This window comes from Simplicispira sedimenti, from assembly GCF_022760965.1.
Classification (GTDB): Bacteria; Pseudomonadota; Gammaproteobacteria; order Burkholderiales; family Burkholderiaceae_C; genus Simplicispira; species Simplicispira sedimenti.
This window is the reverse complement of record NZ_JAKVIJ010000001.1, coordinates 389,743-410,589: the sequence shown is the minus strand read 5'-3', so window position 1 is coordinate 410,589 and position 20,847 is coordinate 389,743. Positions and strand designations below refer to the sequence as shown.

Sequence of the window (20,847 nt, the reverse complement as noted above, 5' to 3'; positions counted from 1 at the left end):
CTGCGCACCTTGGGTAGCCATGCGAGAGCAGGAGAAGCGGCGCAAGCCGCGCAAGCCGCGCTCAGGGGCCGTCCCTACTTCTTGCGTTGGACGATGAGGTTGCGCTTGGCATCCTCAGGGTAGGCAAAGGTGATGGCCCCGTTGTGCACCTTGCCCATGACCAGCATGTTCTGCGTGATGGCGTCCTTGTCTTCAGGGGTGAAGGGACGCTCATAGGTGGCCACCACGCCGTAGTACACGCGCTTGATGTTCTCCAGCGCGTTCTTGACGGCAGGGCCGTCGAGCTTGCCGTCGCGGATGCCGAACAGCGCGTAGGTGAGCAGATAGGCGGCGTCGTAGCCCTGCGCAGCCGCCATGGGAACGGCCATGCGTTCACCGTGCTTGCGCTTGAAGTTGGTCAGAAAGGCCGCCCTGCGCTCATTGCTGGGCTCGGCAATGAAGGTCTGCGCCATCAACGCGCCCTCAGCAGCGTCCTTGGCGCCATCAATGAAGAAGGGGAAGGACAGCGGCCAGGCGCCGACCTGGGGCACTTTCCAGCCAATGTCCTTGCGGCCGTTGGCGATGACCGCATTCTCTGGGCCCACGGTGTAGCTGAAGATCACATTGGCCCCGGCCTCACGCGCGGCTTGCAGCTCTTTGCGCAAATCAGTCACGCCCAAGGGGAAGCGCGTGACATGCACGGCCTGCAGCTTGCGTGCGGCCAGCGCATCCTGCACGTCCTTGAGCCCGGCCTCGCCGTAGCCGGTGGTGTCAGCAAAAATCGCCACCTTGGTCCAGCCACGCTTGACCAGGTCCTCCACCACAAAGGGCGCCTGAATGCTGTCACGCGCCGAGTTGCGGAAGATGTAGCTCTGCGCTGGCGGGTACTTGGCCGTCAGCGGCGTGCCGGTGGAGCAGGGAACGATCAGCGGCAATTGCGCGTTCTGGTACACCTCCAGCGACTTGACCGCCACGCCCGTGTTGCAAAAGCCAATGGTGGCCACCACGCCCTGCTTGGCCAGTTCTTGCGAGGCCTTGAGTCCGGTGTCCGGGTCGCCCTTGTCGTCGTGCACCACCAGCTCCAGCGGGCGCCCCAGGTAGCCCCCGGCAGTGTTGATCTCGGCCACGGCCAGCTCAATGCCCTGGCGCAGCGGAATGCCGAAGTCGGACGACGGCCCGGTGAAGGGGCCAATCACCCCCACCTTGACGGCGGCGGCTGGCGCCTGGGCGATGGCGGCCGGTGCGGCCAGCACGGCCAGCGCGCCCAGGGTGGCGGCCATCCAGTGGCGAATTGCTTGCATGGGGTTCTCCTCTTGCGTGACGGCGCAGCTTAGGCGCGGATGGAATGGGGCTGCTTCCGCATTTTCCCTGCCTGGGCGCTTGCGCGTCAGGCTTTCGTCAGTGCGCTGGTACCGTGCCAGCCACTACGAATGCTATTATTTTCATAGCTGCTTGCGCCGTACTTACGGCGCAAGAGGGCGATTTGCCTTGATTTTTGCCGCCTCCACCGGGGACGGGCGGTACAGGCGCGTGTCCATCCAGCGCAGCAGGTCGTTCCACATGGCCTGCATTTCGGACTCGCGCGGCATGTCCAGGGCGTGTTCCAGTTCGATGGTGACGACCGGCATGTTTTGCTGCACGCCACCGTAGTGCCCCAGCGAGCCAGGGAAGATGCCGACGCGGTCCAGGCGCAAGCGGCCCAGGCGCTGCGGCGGCTCGTGGGGGCCGTCGAAGTCGAGCACGCCATAGGGCGCGTGGATGCTCACAACCAGGTGGGGGTTGAACTCCTCCATCTGGGTGTGCAAAAACAGCGATTCAGGCTCGGACAGGGGCTCCGGGCCCGGCCAGCGGCGTGGGTCCTTGCGCGTGCGCTCGCGCCAGTAGCGTGGGGCATCGAGCTTCCAGCCGGGGGTGTTGAAGTTGCGGTTCAGGTCCACACCATGGGCATTGGTGCGCGAAGGCTTTTTGGCCAGCAGTCCGTCGGGGTTGAGCACGGGAATAAAGCGCCAATGCACGGGGCGCTGTGTCTGCTCGGCCAGGCCGATCCAGCGCAAGGCCAGCGCGCCCGAGGTCAGCTCGTCGCCATGCATGGCGCCCACCACCAGCACACGCAGCGTATCGATATCCGGGCGCTGGGGCAGGATGTCCCGCCAGTACAGCGCCGTGCCCAGGCGCGAGCGGGCACCGCTGGGCGTGAGTCGCGCGGCCTCGCACTGTTCGGCACGCACGCCCGGCAAGCGCTGGAGCAGCAGCGCACAGGCCGAGACACTCTCCTTGGGGACGGTCTGCGAAGCCCCTGCGCCCCCCGCCAGCGCCGTCACCACCAAGGCCGCCGCCCCTGCACGCCACCAGGCAGACAGGCGCGGGCGCACCAAGGCAGCAGCAGAAGAAGGGGCCAGCGTTGTCATCACACACTCACAAAAACAAAGGGCACCCCTGTGGGGCACAGCACAAAAACCTCAGGCCTCGGATAATAGCCCGCCCTTCCCTTCCAGGTTCAGCGTGCATCCCCGCCCCACCCTACTGCCCCCCGATTTCGACTCGCGCCACTTTCGCAGCACGCTGGGCATGTTCGCCACGGGCGTGACCATCGTGACCGCGCGCGCGCCCTCGGGAGGCCTGGTGGGGCTGACGGCCAATTCCTTCAATTCGGTATCGCTGTCCCCGCCACTGGTGCTCTGGAGCCTGTCGCGCCAGGCAGGCTCGATGGAGGTCTTCGCCACCGGTGTGCGCTACGCCATCCATGTGCTGGCCGCAGACCAGCAGGCCCTGGCCGAGCGCTTTGCCACGCGCGGCATCGACCGCTGGGCGGGTGTGGCGCACCACCCCGGTCTGGACGGCACTCCGCTGATCGAGGGCGCCGCCGCCACGTTCGAATGCTTCAGCCGCAGCCAGTACCCCGAAGGCGACCATGTGATCTTCGTGGGCGAGGTCGAGCGCTGCAGCCACCGCGCCGGGGTGCGGCCCTTGCTCTACCACGGCGGACATTTCCATACCCAGCACTCGCTGTGACATGTCTGCGCATGGCCTGACCCTGTTGCATGTGAGCCGTGGCATCTGCCGGCCCCTGCGCGTGGGCGAGCGCAGCGTGCTCTCGGCCATTGCCAAGGCGCCGGTGCCCGGCCAGGTGCCCGTGGGCCGCATGGGCCTGGACGGCGACGAGCAGGCCGACCCCAGCGTGCATGGCGGTCTGGACAAGGCCTTGTACGCCTACCCTGTGGAGCATCTCGCCTTCTGGCAAGCGCAGCGCCAGCAGCATGGCCTGGCGAGCGCAGCGTTGCCGCCTGGCTTCATGGGCGAGAACCTGACGGTGCAGGGGCTGCTGGAACACGAGGTCTATGTCGGCGACCGGCTGCACTTCCCGGAGTGCACCCTGCGCGTGACGGCGCCGCGCGAGCCCTGCTACAAGTTCAACGCCGTGATGGGCTTTGTCCAGGCCGGGCGCGCCATGGCACAGACCGGGCGCTGCGGCTTCTATCTGGCGGTGGAGCGGCCGGGCAGCCTGGAGGCGGGCCAGCACGCCCGGTTGGAACCCGGCCAGCGCGCCCTGAGCATCGCCCAGGCCCTGGCAGGCAAGTGGGCCAAGCACAAGCGATAAACCTAGAAACCGCAGTTGGATGCGCCTGCCAGTGCCGTGATCGGTGCGCCAGGCAAGGCGTGACGACGCGGCGCACTCCTGTGCGCAAGGAGGAGCAACACCGCATGGCGCGCCGAGCGCGGTGCTGGCGGGTGCATAGCACACTCCCCCTGAAGGTGAGCGCTCCCAAGTGGCGCATAGTAAGATTTCATGCGGTCTTTCCAAAGGTTGCGAGCGGTCAACTGCGGTTTCTAGGATAAAGCCAGCCGCCGCAGCTCACTGCACGGTGAGCGTGCTGCCCAGCGCCAGGCGCCCCTGCACTGGCTGCCACTGCACGCCGGTGACGACGTTGTCCGCATTGGCAAAGCGCAAGGCATAGATCGCATTGCCCGCCAGGGCGGCCGCTGCATCGGGCGCGGCCAGGTGCACTTGGTACGAGCCGCTGGCCAGCGCCGCAGGAAGGGCTACTTCGCCGGACCACTGCTGGGTTTCGCCGGGCGTGGCCTGGCGCAGGTCGGTGCCCGCCAGGGGCAAGGTGATGGCCTGCCCCTGGGCGTTCACCAGCACCAGTGCCAGGCTGCGCGGATTCAAGGGCCGGGCCCAGCCCTGGTTGCTCAGCGCCACCGACCAGGCCAACGTGCCACCGGGCGCGGCGGTGCTGCCGTGTGCCACGGTCTGCAACTCCAGCCGGTAACCCAGGCGCCGCGACACCTCGGCCATGCAGCCACCTGCCTGCCATTGGGCAAAGAAGCCCTCGTAGTAGTCGCGGTTCAGGTAGCTCATGTGGTACTGCGCACCTTCGCGCAGGATGTCGGCGCAGGTCATGCGGGCCTGGGCGGGCTCCGGCGGTGCGCAGGTCTCGCCCCCGGCACCGGTCACGGCGCTGGCCTGCTGGGCATAGCTGCGCAAGGTCTGCGACTCGGCAGTGGTTTCGGCAAAGTAGGTGCCCACATCGTCGGAACTGGCGAGGAAGCAGTCGTTGTGCAGGCCGATGCGGGCCGCCGGTGGGGGCGTGGCCGACAGTGCCTGCGCCAAGGTGGCCGTGGTGGGATACCACTGGGCCAGGTCCGCCGGGTAGCGCAGGTGCAACAGCCGCTGGCTGGGCAACGCCTGCAGCAATGCGTCGCGCACCGCGGCCTTGCGTGCTGGCGTGGTGAGGTTGTTGGACGAGGTGTGCCATTCACCCCAGGCGCCGATGAAGCCGCCCTGCACCACGGCAATGACATCGGCATTGCGCTGCAGCACGGGTTGCAGTTGCTGGATATGGCTTTTGACCCGCGAGAGTGTGGCGTCCTGGGCGTTGAGGTATTCGGATTCTGTTGCCGGGTAGTTGTAGGCAAAGCGCAGCACCGCCTTGAGCCCCTGCTTGCGCAGGTTGGCGAAACCGGTTTCCAGCTTGGTCAGGTAGTTGGCTGGCAGGTTGCGGGTACGGTACGCGCTCAGGTCACCAGGGGTATAGACCAGGCGCTGACCCTCCTGCGCCACATAGAGCAGCGAGGTGGCCGTGATTTTGGAGGGGTCGCTGGCAAAGCGGTAAAAGCCCCGCTCGGGGTTGGGAAAGTCCAGGTCGGTGGGCTGCAGGTGGACCTGCACCATGGGGACCACGCTGGTCATGCGCAGCGCTGGCGCTGGTACACCCCCCTCCGAACGCTGGATGGCGAGGTCGTCCTCACCGCCCCCACAGGCCGCAAGCCCTGCGGCGCACAGCGCCACGGCGCTGCATTTCAGAGTCCATGCCCGCATCGCATTCCCCCGTGCGCCTGCGCACGGTCAGGCTTGGGAGCATGCTACGGTGCGGGCCGCTCGCCATCAAACACTCAAGTGCAACCGCTTGTGCAAAGCTGTTGCCAATTGCACCCGAGCGTGCTTCAGCGGCTGGCTTCGGGCAGCTCGATCTTTACTTCGAGCACTTCGAGGTTGTCCTGGCGCTCCAGGTGCACCTTGAGGTCGTCAGGGTTGATCTTGACGTACTTGGAGATCACGGCCACCAGTTCGCGCTGCAGCGCGGGCAGGTAGTCGGGTTCGGCCGCGTTGCGACCGCTGCGCTCGTGCGCCAAGATGATCTGCAGGCGCTCCTTGGCAACGCTGGCGGTCTTCTTCTTTTCGCCGAGCAGGAAAGACAGAAAGGATGCCATGGCTTATTTGCTCCCGAACAGGCGTTTGAAGAAGCCGGGCTTTTCTGCCTCGATGAAGCGCAGGGGCTTGTCTTCGCCCAAAAAGCGGTCGATCACATCCTGGTAGGCCTCGGCCACATCGGTGCCCTTGGCATGGATGGCCGGAATGCCCTGGTTGGACGACTGCAGCACCGTCTCGGACTCGGGGATCACGCCGATGAGCTTGATGCGCAGGATGTCCTGGATGTCCTCCAGGCTCAGCATCTGGCCGTCCTGCACGCGGCTGGGGTTGTAGCGCGTGATGAGCAGATGTTCCTTGATGGGCTCGCCGCCCTCGATGGCGCGCTTGGTCTTGCTGCCCAGCATGCCCAGAATGCGGTCGGAGTCGCGCACGCTGGACACCTCGGGGTTGGTCACCAACAGCGCCTCGTCGGCGAAATGCATGGCCATGAGCGCACCGCTCTCGATGCCGGCGGGCGAATCGCAGATGATGTACTCGAAGCCCATCTCGGCCAGGTCCTTGAGCACCTTCTCCACGCCTTCGAGGCGCAGCGCATCCTTGTCGCGCGTCTGGCTGGCGGCCAGCACGAACAGGTTGTCGCACTGCTTGTCCTTGATGAGGGCCTGGTTCAGGTTGGCCTCGCCATGGATCACGTTGATGAGGTCGTACACCACGCGGCGCTCGCAGCCCATGATGAGGTCGAGGTTGCGCAGGCCGACGTCAAAGTCGATCACGGCGGTCTTGTGGCCGCGCAGAGCGAGGCCGGAGGCGAAGCTGGCACTGGTGGTGGTCTTGCCCACGCCACCCTTGCCGGAGGTCACGACGACGATTTTGGCCATGTGATGCTGTTTCTCAGTGGGTTGATAGGGAGAGGGTCAGGCGAGAGGCTCTATCAGGAGCTTTTCGCCTTCGAGCCGCACCTGTGCCGGCTTGCCACGCACGCTGTCGGGCAGTTCGGTCTCGGTGGTGCGGTAAATGCCTGCGATGGAGACGAGCTGCGGCTCCATGCAGGTGCAGAAAATACGGGCATCGGTGTTGCCGCGCGCTCCGGCGATGGCACGGCCGCGCAGCGGCGCATAGACGTGGATGTTGCCGTCGGCGATGACCTCGGCGCCAAAGCTGACCATGGCCATCACGATGAGGTCGGCGCCGCGCGCATAGACCTGCTGGCCCGAGCGCAGCGGCTTGTCCACCACCACGGCGGGCAACGCGGCCACGGGCACTTCGCGCACCACCTCGACCTCGCGGATCACTTCGACCTCTCGCACCACCTCGCGCGGTTCGGCCTCGGCACGGGTGGGCGCGGCGTCGGGCGCGGCGGCCAACCCAGCCTCGCGAGCGGCCTGCATTTGCGCATCGGAGCCACCGCGCACAGCCACGGGCAGCGTGCGGTGCTGGCGCAGCAGTTGCACCAGGGCGGAAAAGTCGAGGGGTTCCTGCGCATCGCGCACGCCGGCCAGATCGATCAGCACCGGGTCCTGGTCAAAAAAACCCGGCGCATCGGCCAGGCGCTGGGCCAGCTCGGTGGCCAGCACCGCCAAGTCGGTGGTCTTGAGCACCAGCGCCACCACAGGCAGCGAGGCGCTCTTGAAGTCAAAATGGGTGCGGGAAAGGCCCGCCGTCACGGTCATGGATCAGAGTGTGGGTTGGGCGCTTGCGCACAAAATTGCGGCAAGTGTACCGTGGCACTGTCCCCGACCAGCCTCCATGCCCAGCACGCGGGGCGATGCATGGTGCAAACCCTAGGACGCCGCGCGTGTGCATTTCTGTCACCATGCCACAGTGGCCCGGCGCTGCCACCCCCACGGAGGTCTCTTGAGCCCGAACAAGCGTTACATCGGCAAGCTGGCGCCCGAGCAGGCGCTGGAGCTGTTCCACAACATGCTGGAGCACATGCCCGTGGGCGTGGCCCTGTTCGATGGCGAGTTCCGCATGGTGGCCATCAACCAGACGGCGCTGGACATGCTGGATTTCCCTGCGGAACTGTTCTCCCCGCAGATGCCGACGCTGGAAGACCTGTTGTGGTTCAACGCACGGCGCGGGGAGTACGGTCCGGGCGATCCCGAGACCCTTGTCCGGGAACGCCTGGCGCTGGCGGCCAAGCGCGAGGCGCACCGCTTTGTGCGCCACCGGCCCGACGGCAAGACGATGGAAGTGATCGGCGCCCCCTTGCCCGGCGGTGGCTTCGTCAGCATCTATACCGACATCACGGAGCGCGAACGCGCCACGGCGCAAATCAACGAGCAGGCCCTGTACCTGCGCAGCGTGCTGGCGCACCTGCCCCAGGGCATCTCGGTGTTTGACGCGCAGTTGCGTCTCAAGTGCTGGAACGACAAGCTGCTGGATGTGCTGGGCCTTCCCGACGGTGCGGTGTACCCCGATGTTCCATTTGAAGACCTGATCCGCTACCCGGCGCAGCGCGGTGAATACGGCCCCGACGACCCCGAGACCTACGTGCAACAACGCCGCGAGTGGGCGCTGCGCTTTGAACCGCACCGCGTGGAGCGCACCCGCCCCACGGGCCGCACCCACCTGGTGGAGGGACGCCCCATGGTCGCAGGCGAGCGCACCGTGGGCTTTGTCACCAGCTACACCGACATCACCGAGAACAAGGCCCGCGAGGCGGCGCTGGCCGAGAAAAACCTGCTGCTGCAGGCCCTGGCCGACAACCTGCCCTGCGGGGTCAGCGTGTTCGACAAAAACCTGCACCTGGTCCTGATGAACGACCAGGCCATTCGCCTGCTGGGCTTCACACGCGCGCTGGTGGACCAGCAGCCACACTTTTCGGATCTGGCACGCTTCAACGCCGAACGGGGCGAATACGGCCAGGTGGACGTGGAGCGCTTCGTGCAAGGCCTCACCGAGAAGGCGCTGCACCCGGAACCGCACCACGTGGAGCGCGTGCGCCCCAACGGCGTGGTGATCGACCTGGTGGGCGAGCCCCTGCCCGGTGGCGGTTTCATCACTATCTACTCGGACGTGACCGAGCAGCGCCGCGCAGCCCGCGCCATCGAGCACCTGGCGCACCACGACACCCTCACCGGGCTGGCCAACCGCTACGCGCTGGAGGCGCGGCTGGACCAGGTGGTGGCCGACGCCCGGCGCCACGACCGGCGGCTGGCCGTGCTGTTCCTGGACATGGACAACTTCAAGGGCATCAACGACAGCCTGGGCCATGGCGTGGGCGACGAGTTTCTGCGCGCCATCGCCCAACGCCTGCGCGCCGCCGTGCGCGACAGCGACATCGTTGCGCGCCTGGGCGGCGACGAGTTCGTCGTCGTGCTGACCGAGCTGCAAGACCCCCAGCACGCACTGACCGTCGCAGACAAGCTCATCACCCGCCTGAACGCCCCGGTACACCTGGCCGGGCAGGAGCTGCACGCTTCGGCATCCATCGGCATCTGCTTCTACCCCCAGGACGGCAAGGACCGCGGCAGCCTGATGCAGAGCGCCGACATCGCCATGTACCAGGCCAAGCACCTGGGCAAGGGGCACTACCGCTGCTTCGACCCGGCCATGATGGCCATGGCCACACGGCGCGCGGCCATGGAACGCGCGCTCAAGGAAACCGTCTCGCTCAAACGCTTTGCCGTGCACTACCAGCCGCTGCTGGACTGCCACACGCGCCAGGTGCTGGGCTTCGAGGCGCTGGTGCGCTGGGAATACCCCACCGGGCAATGGATCGCGCCGCTGGACTTCATCCCGCTGTCCGAAGAACTGGGCCTGATCGACCAGATCGGCGAACTGGTGCTGCACGTGGCCTGCAGCGCCCTGGCGCAATGGCACCGCGAGGGCCACACGCACCTGGGCATGTCGGTCAACCTCAGTGCCGTGCAGTTGCGCAACCCGCGCCTGCCCGAGCAAATTGCCCAGGTACTGAAAGACCACCAGCTCCCAGGAGCTGCGCTGACGCTCGAGGTGACCGAATCGGTGGCCATGCAGGACCCCGATGCCTGTGTGCTGCGCCTGGAGGAAATCCGCCGCCTGGGTGTGCGCCTGGCCATCGACGACTTTGGCACCGGCTACTCCTCGCTCGCCTACCTCAAGCGCCTGCCGCTGGACAGCCTCAAGCTCGACCGCTCCTTTGTCAAAGACCTGGAAACCAACCCCAACGACGCCGCCATCTGCACCGCCACCATCAGCCTGGCCCACCACCTGGGCCTGGCCGTGGTGGCCGAAGGCGTGGAAACCGAAGGCCAGCACGCCTTCCTGCAAAGCCTGGGCTGCGACATGTGCCAGGGCTACCTCTTCAGCCGCCCCCAACCGCTGGAAGCGCTGCGCCAGTGGCTGGATGGTCAGTCGGGCGGCAGCGCAGTGTGAATCAGGCGACAGACACCCCACTCCCACGGCTCAGATAATGCGCCATGCCCCATTCGCGCCTGCACCACCTCGACGCCACGGCCATTGCCATCCTCCTGGCCTGCTGCCTGTTCTGGGGCTTTCAGCAGGTGCTGGTCAAAGCCACGGTGGCCGAGGTGGCGCCGGTGTTCCAGGCCTTTGTGCGCTTTGCCATGGCCACGGTGGCGGTGCTGGCGTGGTGCCTGTGGCGCGGGGTGCGCCTGGGCAGCGCGCACGAGCCACGGGGAGCTGTTGGCGCCGGGGTGTTGGCCGGGGCGCTGTTTGCGGCGGAGTTTGCCTGCATCTACATCGGGCTGCAGTACACCACGGCCTCGCGCCTGACGGTGTTTTTGTACTGCTCGCCATTCTGGGTGGCGCTGCTGCTGCCGCGCTTTGTGCCTGGCGAGGGGCTGCGCGGCTGGCAGTGGCTGGGTTTGGCCGGGGCCTTTGCGGGCGTGGGGCTGGCCCTGGGCGAGGGCTTGCTGGGGCCCGCCAAGGCCGCGCTGCCCCAGGCCTGGCTGGGCGACTTGTTGGGCCTGCTGGCCGGGCTGCTGTGGGCACTGACTACGCTGACCATCCGCGCCACCCCGCTGGGCCGCGTGGCACCGGCCAAGCAGTTGCTGTTCCAGGTGGGCATCAGCACGGCGGTACTGCCGCTGCTGTCGCTGGCGCTGGGCGAGCGCTGGAGCCTGGATTTCAGCGCCTTTGCTGTGAGCTCGTTGCTGGTGCAGGCGCTGGTGGGCGCGTTTGCCAGCTACCTGGCGTGGATGTGGCTGCTGACGCGCTACCCGGCCACCAAGATTTCGGTGTTCGTGTTCCTCACCCCCGTATTCGCTCTGCTGTTTGGCGCCTGGTGGCTGGGCGAGCCCGTCACGCCCGGCCTGCTGGCCGCGCTGGCGCTGGTGGCAGCAGGCATTGTGCTGGTGAATCGCAAGCCCGCAGCTGCGTGATATTCAAGCCAAATCAGCCTCCAACGCTTGTCAGATAAGCGTAAACAGCTATCAAATAAATAGCGAAGCCGCTGCCCTGGAACGGGCAGCGGCTTGGTGTGCCAAGGGCGAATCCGCCCCTGAAACGATGGCGTTACGCCGGTTCGGCCACGCTAGGCAAACCGGAGAGCGCCATGGCCAGTTCCTTCTCGTCGTACGACTCTTCCTTGAGTTCGCCCGCAAAGTACTTCTGGTACGCCGCCATGTCGAAGTGGCCGTGGCCGCACAGGCCGAAGAGGATGGTTTCGCTCTTGCCTTCGCGCTTGCAGCGCAGGGCTTCCTCGATGGCGCCCTTGACGGCGTGGTTGGCTTCCGGCGCCGGCACGATGCCTTCGGTGCGCGCGAACAGCACGCCAGCCTCGAAGCACTGGTTCTGCGTGTAGGCCACGGCCTCCATCAGGCCCAGCTCCTTGGCGTGCGACACCATGGGCGCCATGCCGTGGTAACGCAGGCCGCCCGCGTGGAAGCCCGGCGGCGTGAAGGTGCTGCCCAGGGTGTGCATCTTGGTCAGCGGCGTCATGTGGCCGGTGTCGCCGTAGTCGTAGGCGTACTTGCCGCGCGTGAGCGAGGGGCAGGCGGCGGGCTCCACGGCCACGATGCGCGGCTTGGGGCCGCCGCGCAGACCGTGGCCGATAAACGGGAAGGCGATCCCCGCGAAGTTGGAGCCGCCGCCGGTGCAGCCCACCACCACGTCGGGCCAGGCGTCGGCCATCTGCATCTGCTCCATGGCCTCCAGGCCAATCACCGTCTGGTGCAGCAGCACGTGGTTGAGCACCGAGCCCAGCGCGTACTTGGTGTCGTCGCGCTGCACGGCCAGTTCCACGGCCTCGGAGATGGCGATGCCCAGGCTGCCCGGGTGGTCGGGGCGCTGCGCGAGCACGCTGCGGCCATACACGGTTTCGTTCGAGGGCGAGGCCAGGCAGCGCGCGCCGTAGGTTTCCATCACGGCGCGGCGGTAGGGCTTCTGGTCGTACGACACGCGCACCTGGAACACCAGCACCTCCAGATCGAACAGCGAGCCCGCGAACGACAGCGAGGTGCCCCACTGGCCGGCGCCGGTCTCGGTGGTGAGGCGCTTGACGCCGGCCTGCTTGTTGTAGAAAGCCTGCGGGATCGCGGTGTTGGGCTTGTGGCTGCCGGCAGGGCTCACGCCCTCGTACTTGTAGAAGATCTTGGCGGGGGTGCCCAGGGCTTTTTCCAGCCGGTGCGCGCGGAACAGCGGCGCGGGGCGCCACAGGCGGTAGATCTCGCGCACGGGCTCGGGGATCTCGATCTCGCGCTCGGTGCTCACTTCCTGCAGGATCAGTTCCATGGGGAACAGCGGCGCCAGGTCGTCCGGGCCCACCGGCTGGTGGGTGCCGGGGTGCAGCACGGCAGGCAGGGGCTTGGGCAGGTCGGCCTGGAGGTTGTACCAGGCCTTGGGCATCTGGCTCTCTTGCAGCAGGAACTTGGTCTGACCACTCATCGCTTCTCACTCCTCGGGTTGGTTGGGATGGGGGCGCGCGCAGCCCATCGCCCGGTCGGCGCACCACCGGGCCATCGTACCAGCGCGGGCATGGGGGTTTGTCCGGGGAATCAGGCGGCCTGCGCGCGCTGCGCCGCAAACGCCACATACCAATCCAGGCAGCCGGGGTTGGCCATGGCGTCGCGGTTGACCACCTTCTCGATGGGCTGGCCCAGCAGGAGCTTCTTGATGGGCAGCTCCTGCTTCTTGCCGCTCAGGGTGCGCGGCACCTCGGCCACGGCGAAGATGGCGTCGGGCACGAAGCGCGGGCTGAGCGCGGTGCGTATGGCAGCGTGGATGCGGGCGCGCAGTGCGTCGTCGAGCGTGCAGCCTTCGCGCAGCACCACGAACAGCGGCATGTAGCTCTCGCGCCCGAGGTATTCGAGGTCCACCACCAGGCTGTCGAGCACCTCGGGCAGGGCCTCCACGGCGCTGTAGATCTCGCTCGTGCCCATGCGCAGGCCGTGGCGGTTGATGGTGGCGTCCGAACGGCCATAGATGGTGCAGCCGCCGTGCGCACCGATGCGCAGCCAGTCGCCGTGGCGCCAGACGGCACCCATGGCGGGCGGGCCGTCGCCACCACCGGGCTGGCGCCCGTGGCCGGGGGGGTACATGTCGAAGTAGCTGGAGAGGTAGCGGCTGCCGTCCGCATCGCCCCACAGGTACAGGGGCATGGAGGGAATGGGCTGGGTGCACACCAGTTCGCCCACCGCATCCACCACGGGCTGGCCCTGCTCGTCCCAGGCCTGCACGGCGGCGCCCAACATGCGGCACTGCATCTCGCCCGGCACCAGCGGCAGCTCGCGGTGGCCGCCAATGAAGGCGCCGCAGAAATCGGTGCCGCCCGAGATGTTGTTCCACCAGATGTCGGGCTGCGGCTCCCCGCCTGCCATGGCACGGATGGCCCGAAACTGCTCCGTGCCCCACTGCTGCACTTCGGGCGCCAGCGGAGAGCCGGTGGTGCCCAGCGCGCGGATGCGGGTCAGGTTGCCGCATTCGGCCAGTGCCAGGCCCGCCTTCATGCAGTTGGCGTAGAAGGCGGCGCCTGCGCCGAAGTAGGTGACCCCGGTCTCGGCGGCAAAGCGCCAGAGCGTGCCCCAGTCGGGCCGCTCCTTGCTGCCGCCGGGGTTGCCGTCGTAAATGACGCAGGTGGTGCCGCCCAGCAGGCCCGCGGTCTGCGCGTTCCACATGACCCAGCCGGTGGAGCTGTACCAGTGGTAGCACTCGCCCCAACTGTTGGGGTGGTAGCTGCAGCCCACGTCGTTGTGCAGGCCCTTGAGCTGCAGCGACACCAGGATCATGCCGCCGTGCCCGTGCACGATGGGCTTGGGCAGGCCGGTGGTGCCGCTGGAATAGACGATCCACAGCGGGTGGTCAAAGGGCAGCCACAGGGGTTCGAAGGCCGCAACTTCTGCATCATTTCGGGCCATAACGTCCGTAAAAAGGGCGCTATCAGCTATTGTTTTGGTAGCATCCAGATCATTCACCAGCAGCACATGGCGCACGCTGGGCAGTTGGGTGCGCAGTTCCTGCAGCACGGCGCAGCGGTCCATGTCGCGGCCGCCGTAGGTCACGCCATCCACCCCGATGAGCACGGTGGGTTCGATCTGGCGAAAGCGGTCCAGCACGGCGTGGGTGCCCATGTCGGGGGCGCAAATGCTCCAGACCGCGCCGATGCCCACCGTGGCCAGAAAGGCCACCATGGCCTCGGGAATGTTGGGCAGATAGGCCGCCACGCGGTCGCCCGGCTGCACGCCCTGGGCGCGCAGATGCAGGGCCAGCGCAGCCACCTGGCGGCGCAGCTCGGGCCAGCCCAGTTCGCGCCGCTGGCCGCGCTCGTTGCACGCCACGATGGCGGGCATGCCCGCGGCGTGCGCAGGCTCCACATGGCGCAGAACCTGGCGCAGGTAGTTGACCTGCGCCCCCGGAAACCACTGCGCCCCCGGCATTCGGTTGGTGGCCAGCACCGCGTGGTGGGGTGTGGGCGAAGCGATCTCGAAGTAGTCCCACACGCTTTGCCAAAAGGCGTCCAGGTCGGTCACCGACCAGCGCCACAGCGCGTCGTAGTCGTCGAACACCAGGCCGCGCTGCGTGCGCAGCCAGTCCTGGTACAGGCGGATTTGCGGAACAAAGGGGGCGGTCATAGCGTTGAGGGTAGCGCCAGCACCGCGGGCGGGCACTGCCCCCAGAGGCGGCACCTGTCACGGCGGGGACATCAGTCCTGCAAACGCGCAGGGTCGATGCGAAACAGCACCGGGAAATGCACCCCCCAGCGCTGCCAGCGCAGCGATCCGGCTTCGGACACCGACCACAGCGCGCCCTGCGCGTCGAACGCCAGCCCTTCCATGCCAATGACCATGGCATGGCGGGCCGTGGGCGCTTGCCCTGGGGGGTCGCTGCGGGCCAGCAGACCATGGCGGCTGTCGCTGGTGCTGAGCCAGAGCGCGCCGGTGCTGTCAAAGGCCGTGCCCTGCACCTTGGTGGGCAGGGCGATGCGGTCGGTGGCGGCAGACTCGTCGATGTCGCTGCCGTTGTGGGTGTCCAGCACTGCCAGGGGCAGCCAGTGCGCCAGTGCCTGTGTGGGCTGGGCCGAATGTGTGGCCAGCATCAGCCGCTGACCATCGAAGGCGATGCTGGACGCCTTGAGCGCCCCGCGCAGGCCCACGGTGGCGGTGATGGCACGCGCCGCATCAGGCCGGGGGCCGAACGCGGCGGTCAGGTCGATGCGGTACAGGCGCCGCGTGTCGCCCAGCACCAGCGTGCGCTCATCCAGCGCCACCAGGCCGCCCGCGTGGCCACAGCCGGGCGGCATGTCCAGCCACCCCAGGGTGGCTCCGTGGGCCGGGTCGATCTGGAACACGCGGCACGGCCCCTGGCCCACGGCCGGGTCGGTGCTGCGGTAGGCCGAAAGGTACAGTCGGCCACCCGCCCAGGCCACGCCCTGGGGCACGTAGCCGTCGTCGATACCAGGAGCCCAGATGCGTTGGGTGATGGCCTGTGCATTGGGCACCTCGGCCAGGGTGGGGGGTGCATGGCGCGGCGGCGTTCCCAGCACGGGCTGGGCCCATGCCAGCAGGGGCCACAGGCCGGCCAGCAGGGCAGCGTGCCTGGGGGTCACCGAAACAGGGTGCGCCAGACCAGCTCGACCCCGGCGGCGAGCAGGTCGCCGGTCAGCTCGTGCGAGCTGGCGCTCTGGCCCATGCTGCGCAGCCCCTGTTGCTGGCGCTCGCGTTCGGCGCGGTTGCGGTCGCGTTCGATGACGATCAGCGCATCGGCAATGTCCACGGGGCTGCCGGTCTCCCCGGTGGAGCGGGTGCGGGCATAGCCCTCAAGCGCCTTGCTGACGGCCTCGGGGTCCAGCAGTGAGAAGGCGGCGCGGCAGTAGGGGCAGGCGTGGTCCTTGCGGATATCGACCGGGGCGCCGCAACTGGTGCAATAGACCGCGCCCACACGCTGGGCCAGGTCGGTGATCTCGGCCTGGGTCATGTGGCGCACAAAGCCCTTTTCCACCATGAAGGAGGCAAAGGTGCTGAAGCGCCCGTGGCGCGAGGCGCAGCGGTAGGTCATGTAGCGCCCGCTGCGCACCACGTCAAAACCCTGCACCAACGAGCGCGTGCAGCGCGGGCAGGCCATGGCCGACTGCAAGGGCCTGCGCTCGTCGCTGCGGTGCTGGTGCAGCAGGCCGAACAGTTCCACCACGGCCTGGGCCGGCAGTTTGAGGTTCTCGTTCTGATCGATCCACAGGCCCTGGCAGGCGTAGCAGATGTCCAGCTCCAGCGGCTGGCCGGTGTGCGCCGTGAAGCGGTGGATCTCCATGGGCTGGCGGCAGGAGGGGCAGGCGGCGGCTGGGCTCATGGGAATGGAGGCGGGTTCGGTCGGTCGGAAGCCCGATGGTAGCGCCCGCCTGCCTAGCACCGATGCCCAGGCGCCAAGGGTCCTGTGCAAGCCGTCAGTTTGGCGTAGGATGCGGCCACTTTTCACTTTGATACACAGATGGAGGGACAGCCCATGGGAATGTTCGACTGGCAGGAAAAGAGCGCCGACGTGCTGGCGCAGGGCGGGGTGATCGGGCCGCATGAGCGGCTGCCCTGGCCGCAGACGGCGGTGATGGGTGTGCAGCACGTGATTGCGATGTTCGGCGCCACGGTGCTGGCGCCCATCCTGATGGGCTTTGACCCGAACCTGGCCATTTTGATGAGCGGCATCGGCACGCTGATCTTCTTCCTCATCACCGGCGGCAAGGTGCCCAGCTACCTGGGTTCGAGCTTCGCCTTCATCGGCGTGGTGATCGCTGCCACGGCCTACGCGGGCAAGGGGCCGAATGCCAACATCGGCGTGGCGCTGGGCGGCATCATCGCCTGCGGCCTGGTCTATACCGTGATTGGCGCCATCGTGCAGATGGTGGGCACGGGCTGGATCGAGCGCTTCATGCCGCCCGTGGTCACAGGCTCGGTGGTGGCCGTGATCGGCCTGAACCTGGCGGGCATTCCCATCAAGAACATGGCGGCCAGCAACTTCGACAGCTGGATGCAGGCCGTGACCTTTGTCTGCGTGGGTCTGGTGGCCGTGCTCACGCGCGGCATGGTGCAGCGCCTCTTGATTTTGGTGGGCCTGATCGTGGCCAGCCTGATTTACGCCCTGCTCACCAACGGCATGGGCCTGGGCAAGCCCCTGGACCTGACGGCCCTGGCCAACGCACCCTGGTTCGGCATGCCCGGCTTTGCCGCGCCCGTGTTCAGCGGCCCGGCCATGCTGCTGATCGCCCCGGTGGCCATCATTTTGGTGGCCGAGAACCTGGGCCACATCAAGGCCGTGACGGCCATGACCGGCCAGAACCTGGACCAGTACATGGGCCGCGCCTTCATCGGCGACGGTATCGCCACCATGGTCAGCGGCGGCGCGGGCGGCACGGGCGTGACGACGTACGCCGAGAACATCGGCGTGATGGCCGCGACCAAGATTTACTCCACCGCCGTGTTCCTGACGGCAGCGCTGATCGCGGTGCTGCTGGGCTTTTCGCCCAAGTTCGGCGCCGTGATCCAGGCCATCCCGCTGCCGGTGATGGGCGGCGTGTCCATCGTGGTCTTCGGCCTGATTGCCGTGGCCGGCGCCAAGATCTGGGTGGACAACAAGGTGGACTTCTCGCAGAACAAGAACCTCATCGTGGCCGCCATCACGCTCATCCTGGGCACCGGCGATTTCACGCTGAAGTTCGGCGACTTTGCGCTGGGCGGCATCGGCACCGCCACGTTTGGCGCGATCGTGCTGTACGCGCTGCTCAACCGGGACAAGTGAATCCAGAACGCGATGCACCCTGGGTGCATCTGCACATCAGCGCCGAGTGACGAGCCAGTGCTCCGCGGGTGCGGGGCGTCCAAAGTAGTAGCCCTGCCCAAACATGCAACCCATGGCCAACAGCGCCCGGCGCTGTGCCGGGGTTTCCACACCTTCGGCAATCACGTCCAAACCCAGAGAGCGTCCCAAGCTAAGCACCGCTTCGATGATGGCTGAGCTGCGCGACGGGTGAGGCTGATCCAGTTCCTGGGTGAAGGAGCGGTCTATCTTGATCATGCGCAGCGGAAAGCGGTGCACATGTCCAAGCGAGGAGAAGCCGGTTCCAAAATCGTCCAACGCCGCACCCACACCGGCGTCCTGCAAGCGCTGCAAAACACCGGCCACGGTCGCAGGATCGCCCAGCAGCGTACTTTCAGTCACCTCTATGTGCAGCTTGGCCACATTAAAGCCGGTGCGCTGAACCAATGCCAACAGCGATTGGTCGAAGCCCTTGCCAGCAAAGTGGCGCGGCGAAACATTGAGGTTCAGGAAGCCGCCATCGCACACAAGCGGTGCGGCGGCAGTGCAGGCCAGGCCATAGATATGCCAGTCAATGGCCTCGATCAGACCGGTCTGTTCCGCCACCGGCAGGAATTCCCTGGGATCCAACAATCCGCGCACCGGGTGTTGCCAGCGGATCAGCGCCTCATAACCCACCACGCGGGCATCGATCAGGTGCACGATGGGTTGAAAAAACGGCACGAACTGGCCCGCGTGCAACGCATCGCGCATTTCCTTTTCCAGTTGCAGCACGTCCATGGCTGCGCGTTGCTCCCGGTCATCGAACAGCACAAAGCGCTGTCGTCCGCCCTCCTTGGCCCGGTAAAGCGCTGCATCGGCATCGTTGAGCAACTCATCGATGTTTTCGTGGCGCGCCTGTGCCACGGCAATGCCGATACTGACCGATAGCTGCAACTCGCGCCCGGCCAGCTGCGTCACGTCCTGCATTCGGGCTTGGACACGCTGCGCAATCTTGCACGCCATGGCCGGTTGTGGGCCTTCCTCCAGAAGAATGGCGAACTCATCTCCCGACAGGCGCGCCACGACATCGGGGGAGCGCACACACTCTTGCAGTCGGCGCGCCACCTCACGCAAGACCATATCACCCGCCTGATGGCCCAGGCTATCGTTAAAGAGTTTGAAGCGATCGACATCCAAATAGAGCAGCGCGAAGCTGCGATGCGCGTCGCGCCGGTGAGTCGCCAATGCCCGTTCCAGCCGGTCACGAAGGTACACCCGATTGGGCAGGCCCGTCAGGGGATCGTGCATCACCTCATGCTGCAGGCGAGCCTCCACCTGCTCGCGCATCTCAATTTCCTGCCGCAGTTCCTGAGTACGGAGCTGAACCCGTTGCTCCAGTTCGTTGTTCAGCGCCAGCAGGGCCTCAGCCTGCTGGCGCCGCTGCAAACTGGTGGCAATCTGGTGAGACACGAAGGTCAGCAAAGCGGCGTCCTGCTCGTCATAAAGCAGGTCGGCCCGGTAGCTCTGCACCGTGACCACACCCATGACGCCCTGCGCGCCCAGCAGAGGTGCACCCAACCAGCACATCGTCGCCGTAGTGCCCGTTTGCGACTGAATCGCGACTTCGCCACTTTCACACAAGCGCTGCAAACGCGAAGAATCCACCAGCTGGGTACGGCCCTCGCGCATGACGAACTCACTCAGACCTCTGGCCATGGGCCTGGTCTTTCCTCCCTCGCCCGCACTGTCAACGCAATAAGGGAAACGCAGGGTGTGCCCATCTTCAGACACGAGCGCAATGTAGAAATTCTCTGCATTGATCAACTCAGCCACCGCAGCGTGCAAACTGCGGTAAAACAGGGCATCACTTTCCTGACCATTGGCCAGCGCCGCGATGCGGTACAGCGTGGCCTGCAGATGGGCTGCACGCTCACGTTCGGCAATTTGCTCTTGAAGTTGCTGATTCGCCAGTGCCAGCTCATGCGTGCGCTCCAGAACGCGTTGTTCCAGCGCCTGACGCCCATGCTTGCGCTCCAGTGCCGTCAGCACATGTTCGGCAACAAACCCCAGCACCGCGCTGTCCGATGCGCTGTATCCAAGCCCTTCACGGTAGCTCTGCACGGCGAGAGCACCCAGCACCTCTGCGCCACGGCGCATGGGCACACCCATGAAATCAACCGATGGCGTTCCGACCACTGGCCCCCGCACAATGCCCAGTTGCCGAGCGACCTCCCACGCCGGGCCGCGAACCGAACGCGCCTGGCGAATGATGGCTAAAGTAAAGCTGTCCTTGAGCTGTGCAGCGGGAATCTCGCGTTCCGGATCGTACATGCCCTCATCCACTTCGTCGGCAAAATAGATGAACCGCAAGCTATCGCGCTGGTTGTCGTACAGCGCTATGAAGAAGTTCCGGGCATACATCAAGCGCCCGATGATTTCGTGCAGTCCGCGCAGCATGCTGTCCATGTCCTGATCAGCCGAGGCCAGATCTGCTATCGCAAATAGCGCCTGCTGCAACTGTCTGGACTGCTCCAAGTGCTGTACCGAAGCGTGCAGTTCTTGCAGAGTCCACAGTTCTGCCAGTCGCTGACCGGCCAGTTCAAGCATGCGCGCAGCTGTGTTCGGTAGGTTGCTGAATGCTCCCGACGCTCCCAGCATGGCTGCCTGCGGCTGTGCATGGCCCGTTGGCAGCGGGTGCACGGCATACTCCGGCGCCGACAGCACATCGGACAAATGCTTCCGTCCCGACTCGGGTGGCAGTGCCCTCAACGGCTCGCAAGCCAATGCATCCTGCGCCTGCCACACAATGGCATCAGCGGACACGCCACATGCAGCCATGCCGCGCAGTAGTGCAGCAGCCAAAGCGCGCACACTGTTGGCCACCACTATCGGCAGCGCCCATACAGTCAACTCAGAGTGCCTGCAATCCGATTCATCTGCTGCTGGATCCATCCGCGCACAGTCGTCCATGTCTCGCTCCTGCGGTTACCCTCTTGTCGGGGTCATGCCCAGCGTGCACGGCGCGCCAAGGCCAGCGGGAAGTATGCATC

General features: G+C 66.5%; 16 protein-coding genes. 5 read left to right on the top strand and 11 right to left on the bottom strand.

Annotated elements, in window-relative coordinates; all coding sequences use genetic code 11:
- Positions 1 to 74 precede the first annotated feature (74 nt).
- Both MJ602_RS01875 and MJ602_RS01870 read right to left on the bottom strand, forming a co-directional pair.
- Entirely contained in the window at positions 75 to 1,280 is a 1,206-nt protein-coding gene (locus MJ602_RS01875; protein WP_243019164.1) for an ABC transporter substrate-binding protein, read from the bottom strand.
- 162 nt (positions 1,281 to 1,442) lie between these two features.
- Positions 1,443 to 2,387 carry a M14 family zinc carboxypeptidase gene (locus tag MJ602_RS01870; protein ID WP_243019163.1) on the bottom strand — a complete coding sequence of 315 codons (945 nt, stop codon included), beginning with the start codon at positions 2,385 to 2,387 and terminating at the stop codon, positions 1,443 to 1,445.
- A gap of 160 nt (positions 2,388 to 2,547) precedes the next feature.
- Here MJ602_RS01870 and MJ602_RS01865 point away from each other — a divergent pair, with 160 nt between their 5' ends.
- Positions 2,548 to 2,991 (top strand): flavin reductase family protein, encoded by a 444-nt coding sequence (locus tag MJ602_RS01865; RefSeq protein ID WP_243019274.1) that lies wholly within the window; start codon positions 2,548 to 2,550, stop codon positions 2,989 to 2,991.
- Position 2,992: 1 nt separating this feature from the next.
- Positions 2,993 to 3,577 (top strand): MOSC domain-containing protein, encoded by a 585-nt coding sequence (locus MJ602_RS01860; RefSeq protein WP_243019162.1) that lies wholly within the window; start codon positions 2,993 to 2,995, stop codon positions 3,575 to 3,577.
- Between the two features lie 255 nt (positions 3,578 to 3,832).
- Here MJ602_RS01860 and MJ602_RS01855 read toward each other — a convergent pair whose 3' ends face one another.
- The 4 genes from MJ602_RS01855 to minC form a co-directional block, all read right to left on the bottom strand.
- A complete protein-coding gene (locus MJ602_RS01855) occupies positions 3,833 to 5,299 on the bottom strand; it encodes a DUF4832 domain-containing protein (protein ID WP_243019161.1) in 1,467 nt (488 codons plus the stop codon).
- Positions 5,300 to 5,424: 125 nt separating this feature from the next.
- The gene (gene minE / locus MJ602_RS01850) at positions 5,425 to 5,691 is read right to left on the bottom strand and encodes a cell division topological specificity factor MinE (protein WP_162017797.1); all 267 of its coding nucleotides are present in this window, start codon (positions 5,689 to 5,691) and stop codon (positions 5,425 to 5,427) included.
- Between the two features lie 3 nt (positions 5,692 to 5,694).
- Positions 5,695 to 6,510: a septum site-determining protein MinD gene (gene minD, locus MJ602_RS01845; RefSeq protein WP_243019160.1), complete on the bottom strand. Its 816-nt coding sequence runs from the start codon at positions 6,508 to 6,510 to the stop codon at positions 5,695 to 5,697.
- 36 nt (positions 6,511 to 6,546) lie between these two features.
- Positions 6,547 to 7,302, bottom strand: a complete 756-nt coding sequence (minC, locus tag MJ602_RS01840) for a septum site-determining protein MinC (RefSeq protein WP_243019159.1) — start codon at positions 7,300 to 7,302, stop codon at positions 6,547 to 6,549.
- A 184-nt stretch (positions 7,303 to 7,486) separates the two neighbouring features.
- On the opposite strand from minC, the gene MJ602_RS01835 reads away from it, so the two are divergent.
- Both MJ602_RS01835 and MJ602_RS01830 read left to right on the top strand, forming a co-directional pair.
- Positions 7,487 to 9,991 carry a PAS-domain containing protein gene (locus MJ602_RS01835; RefSeq protein ID WP_243019158.1) on the top strand — a complete coding sequence of 835 codons (2,505 nt, stop codon included), beginning with the start codon at positions 7,487 to 7,489 and terminating at the stop codon, positions 9,989 to 9,991.
- A gap of 44 nt (positions 9,992 to 10,035) precedes the next feature.
- Complete coding sequence (locus MJ602_RS01830) at positions 10,036 to 10,959, top strand: DMT family transporter (RefSeq protein WP_243019157.1); 924 nt, start codon at positions 10,036 to 10,038, stop codon at positions 10,957 to 10,959.
- 133 nt (positions 10,960 to 11,092) lie between these two features.
- On the opposite strand, the gene MJ602_RS01825 is transcribed toward MJ602_RS01830, so the two are convergent.
- From MJ602_RS01825 to MJ602_RS01810, 4 genes are all read right to left on the bottom strand, one after another.
- Positions 11,093 to 12,463, bottom strand: a complete 1,371-nt coding sequence (locus MJ602_RS01825; protein ID WP_243019156.1) for a TrpB-like pyridoxal phosphate-dependent enzyme — start codon at positions 12,461 to 12,463, stop codon at positions 11,093 to 11,095.
- Positions 12,464 to 12,573: 110 nt separating this feature from the next.
- A complete protein-coding gene (locus MJ602_RS01820) occupies positions 12,574 to 14,646 on the bottom strand; it encodes an acetoacetate--CoA ligase (protein ID WP_243019155.1) in 2,073 nt (690 codons plus the stop codon).
- A gap of 71 nt (positions 14,647 to 14,717) precedes the next feature.
- Positions 14,718 to 15,620, bottom strand: a complete 903-nt coding sequence (locus MJ602_RS01815; protein WP_243019154.1) for a hypothetical protein — start codon at positions 15,618 to 15,620, stop codon at positions 14,718 to 14,720.
- Positions 15,617 to 16,357 (bottom strand): TFIIB-type zinc ribbon-containing protein, encoded by a 741-nt coding sequence (locus tag MJ602_RS01810; RefSeq protein ID WP_243019153.1) that lies wholly within the window; start codon positions 16,355 to 16,357, stop codon positions 15,617 to 15,619. The genes MJ602_RS01815 and MJ602_RS01810 overlap by 4 nt, the downstream gene beginning before the upstream one ends.
- A gap of 153 nt (positions 16,358 to 16,510) precedes the next feature.
- Here MJ602_RS01810 and MJ602_RS01805 point away from each other — a divergent pair, with 153 nt between their 5' ends.
- Positions 16,511 to 17,797 (top strand): solute carrier family 23 protein, encoded by a 1,287-nt coding sequence (locus MJ602_RS01805; RefSeq protein ID WP_243019152.1) that lies wholly within the window; start codon positions 16,511 to 16,513, stop codon positions 17,795 to 17,797.
- A 36-nt stretch (positions 17,798 to 17,833) separates the two neighbouring features.
- Here MJ602_RS01805 and MJ602_RS01800 read toward each other — a convergent pair whose 3' ends face one another.
- Positions 17,834 to 20,767 carry a bifunctional diguanylate cyclase/phosphodiesterase gene (locus MJ602_RS01800; RefSeq protein WP_243019151.1) on the bottom strand — a complete coding sequence of 978 codons (2,934 nt, stop codon included), beginning with the start codon at positions 20,765 to 20,767 and terminating at the stop codon, positions 17,834 to 17,836.
- Positions 20,768 to 20,847 lie beyond the last annotated feature (80 nt).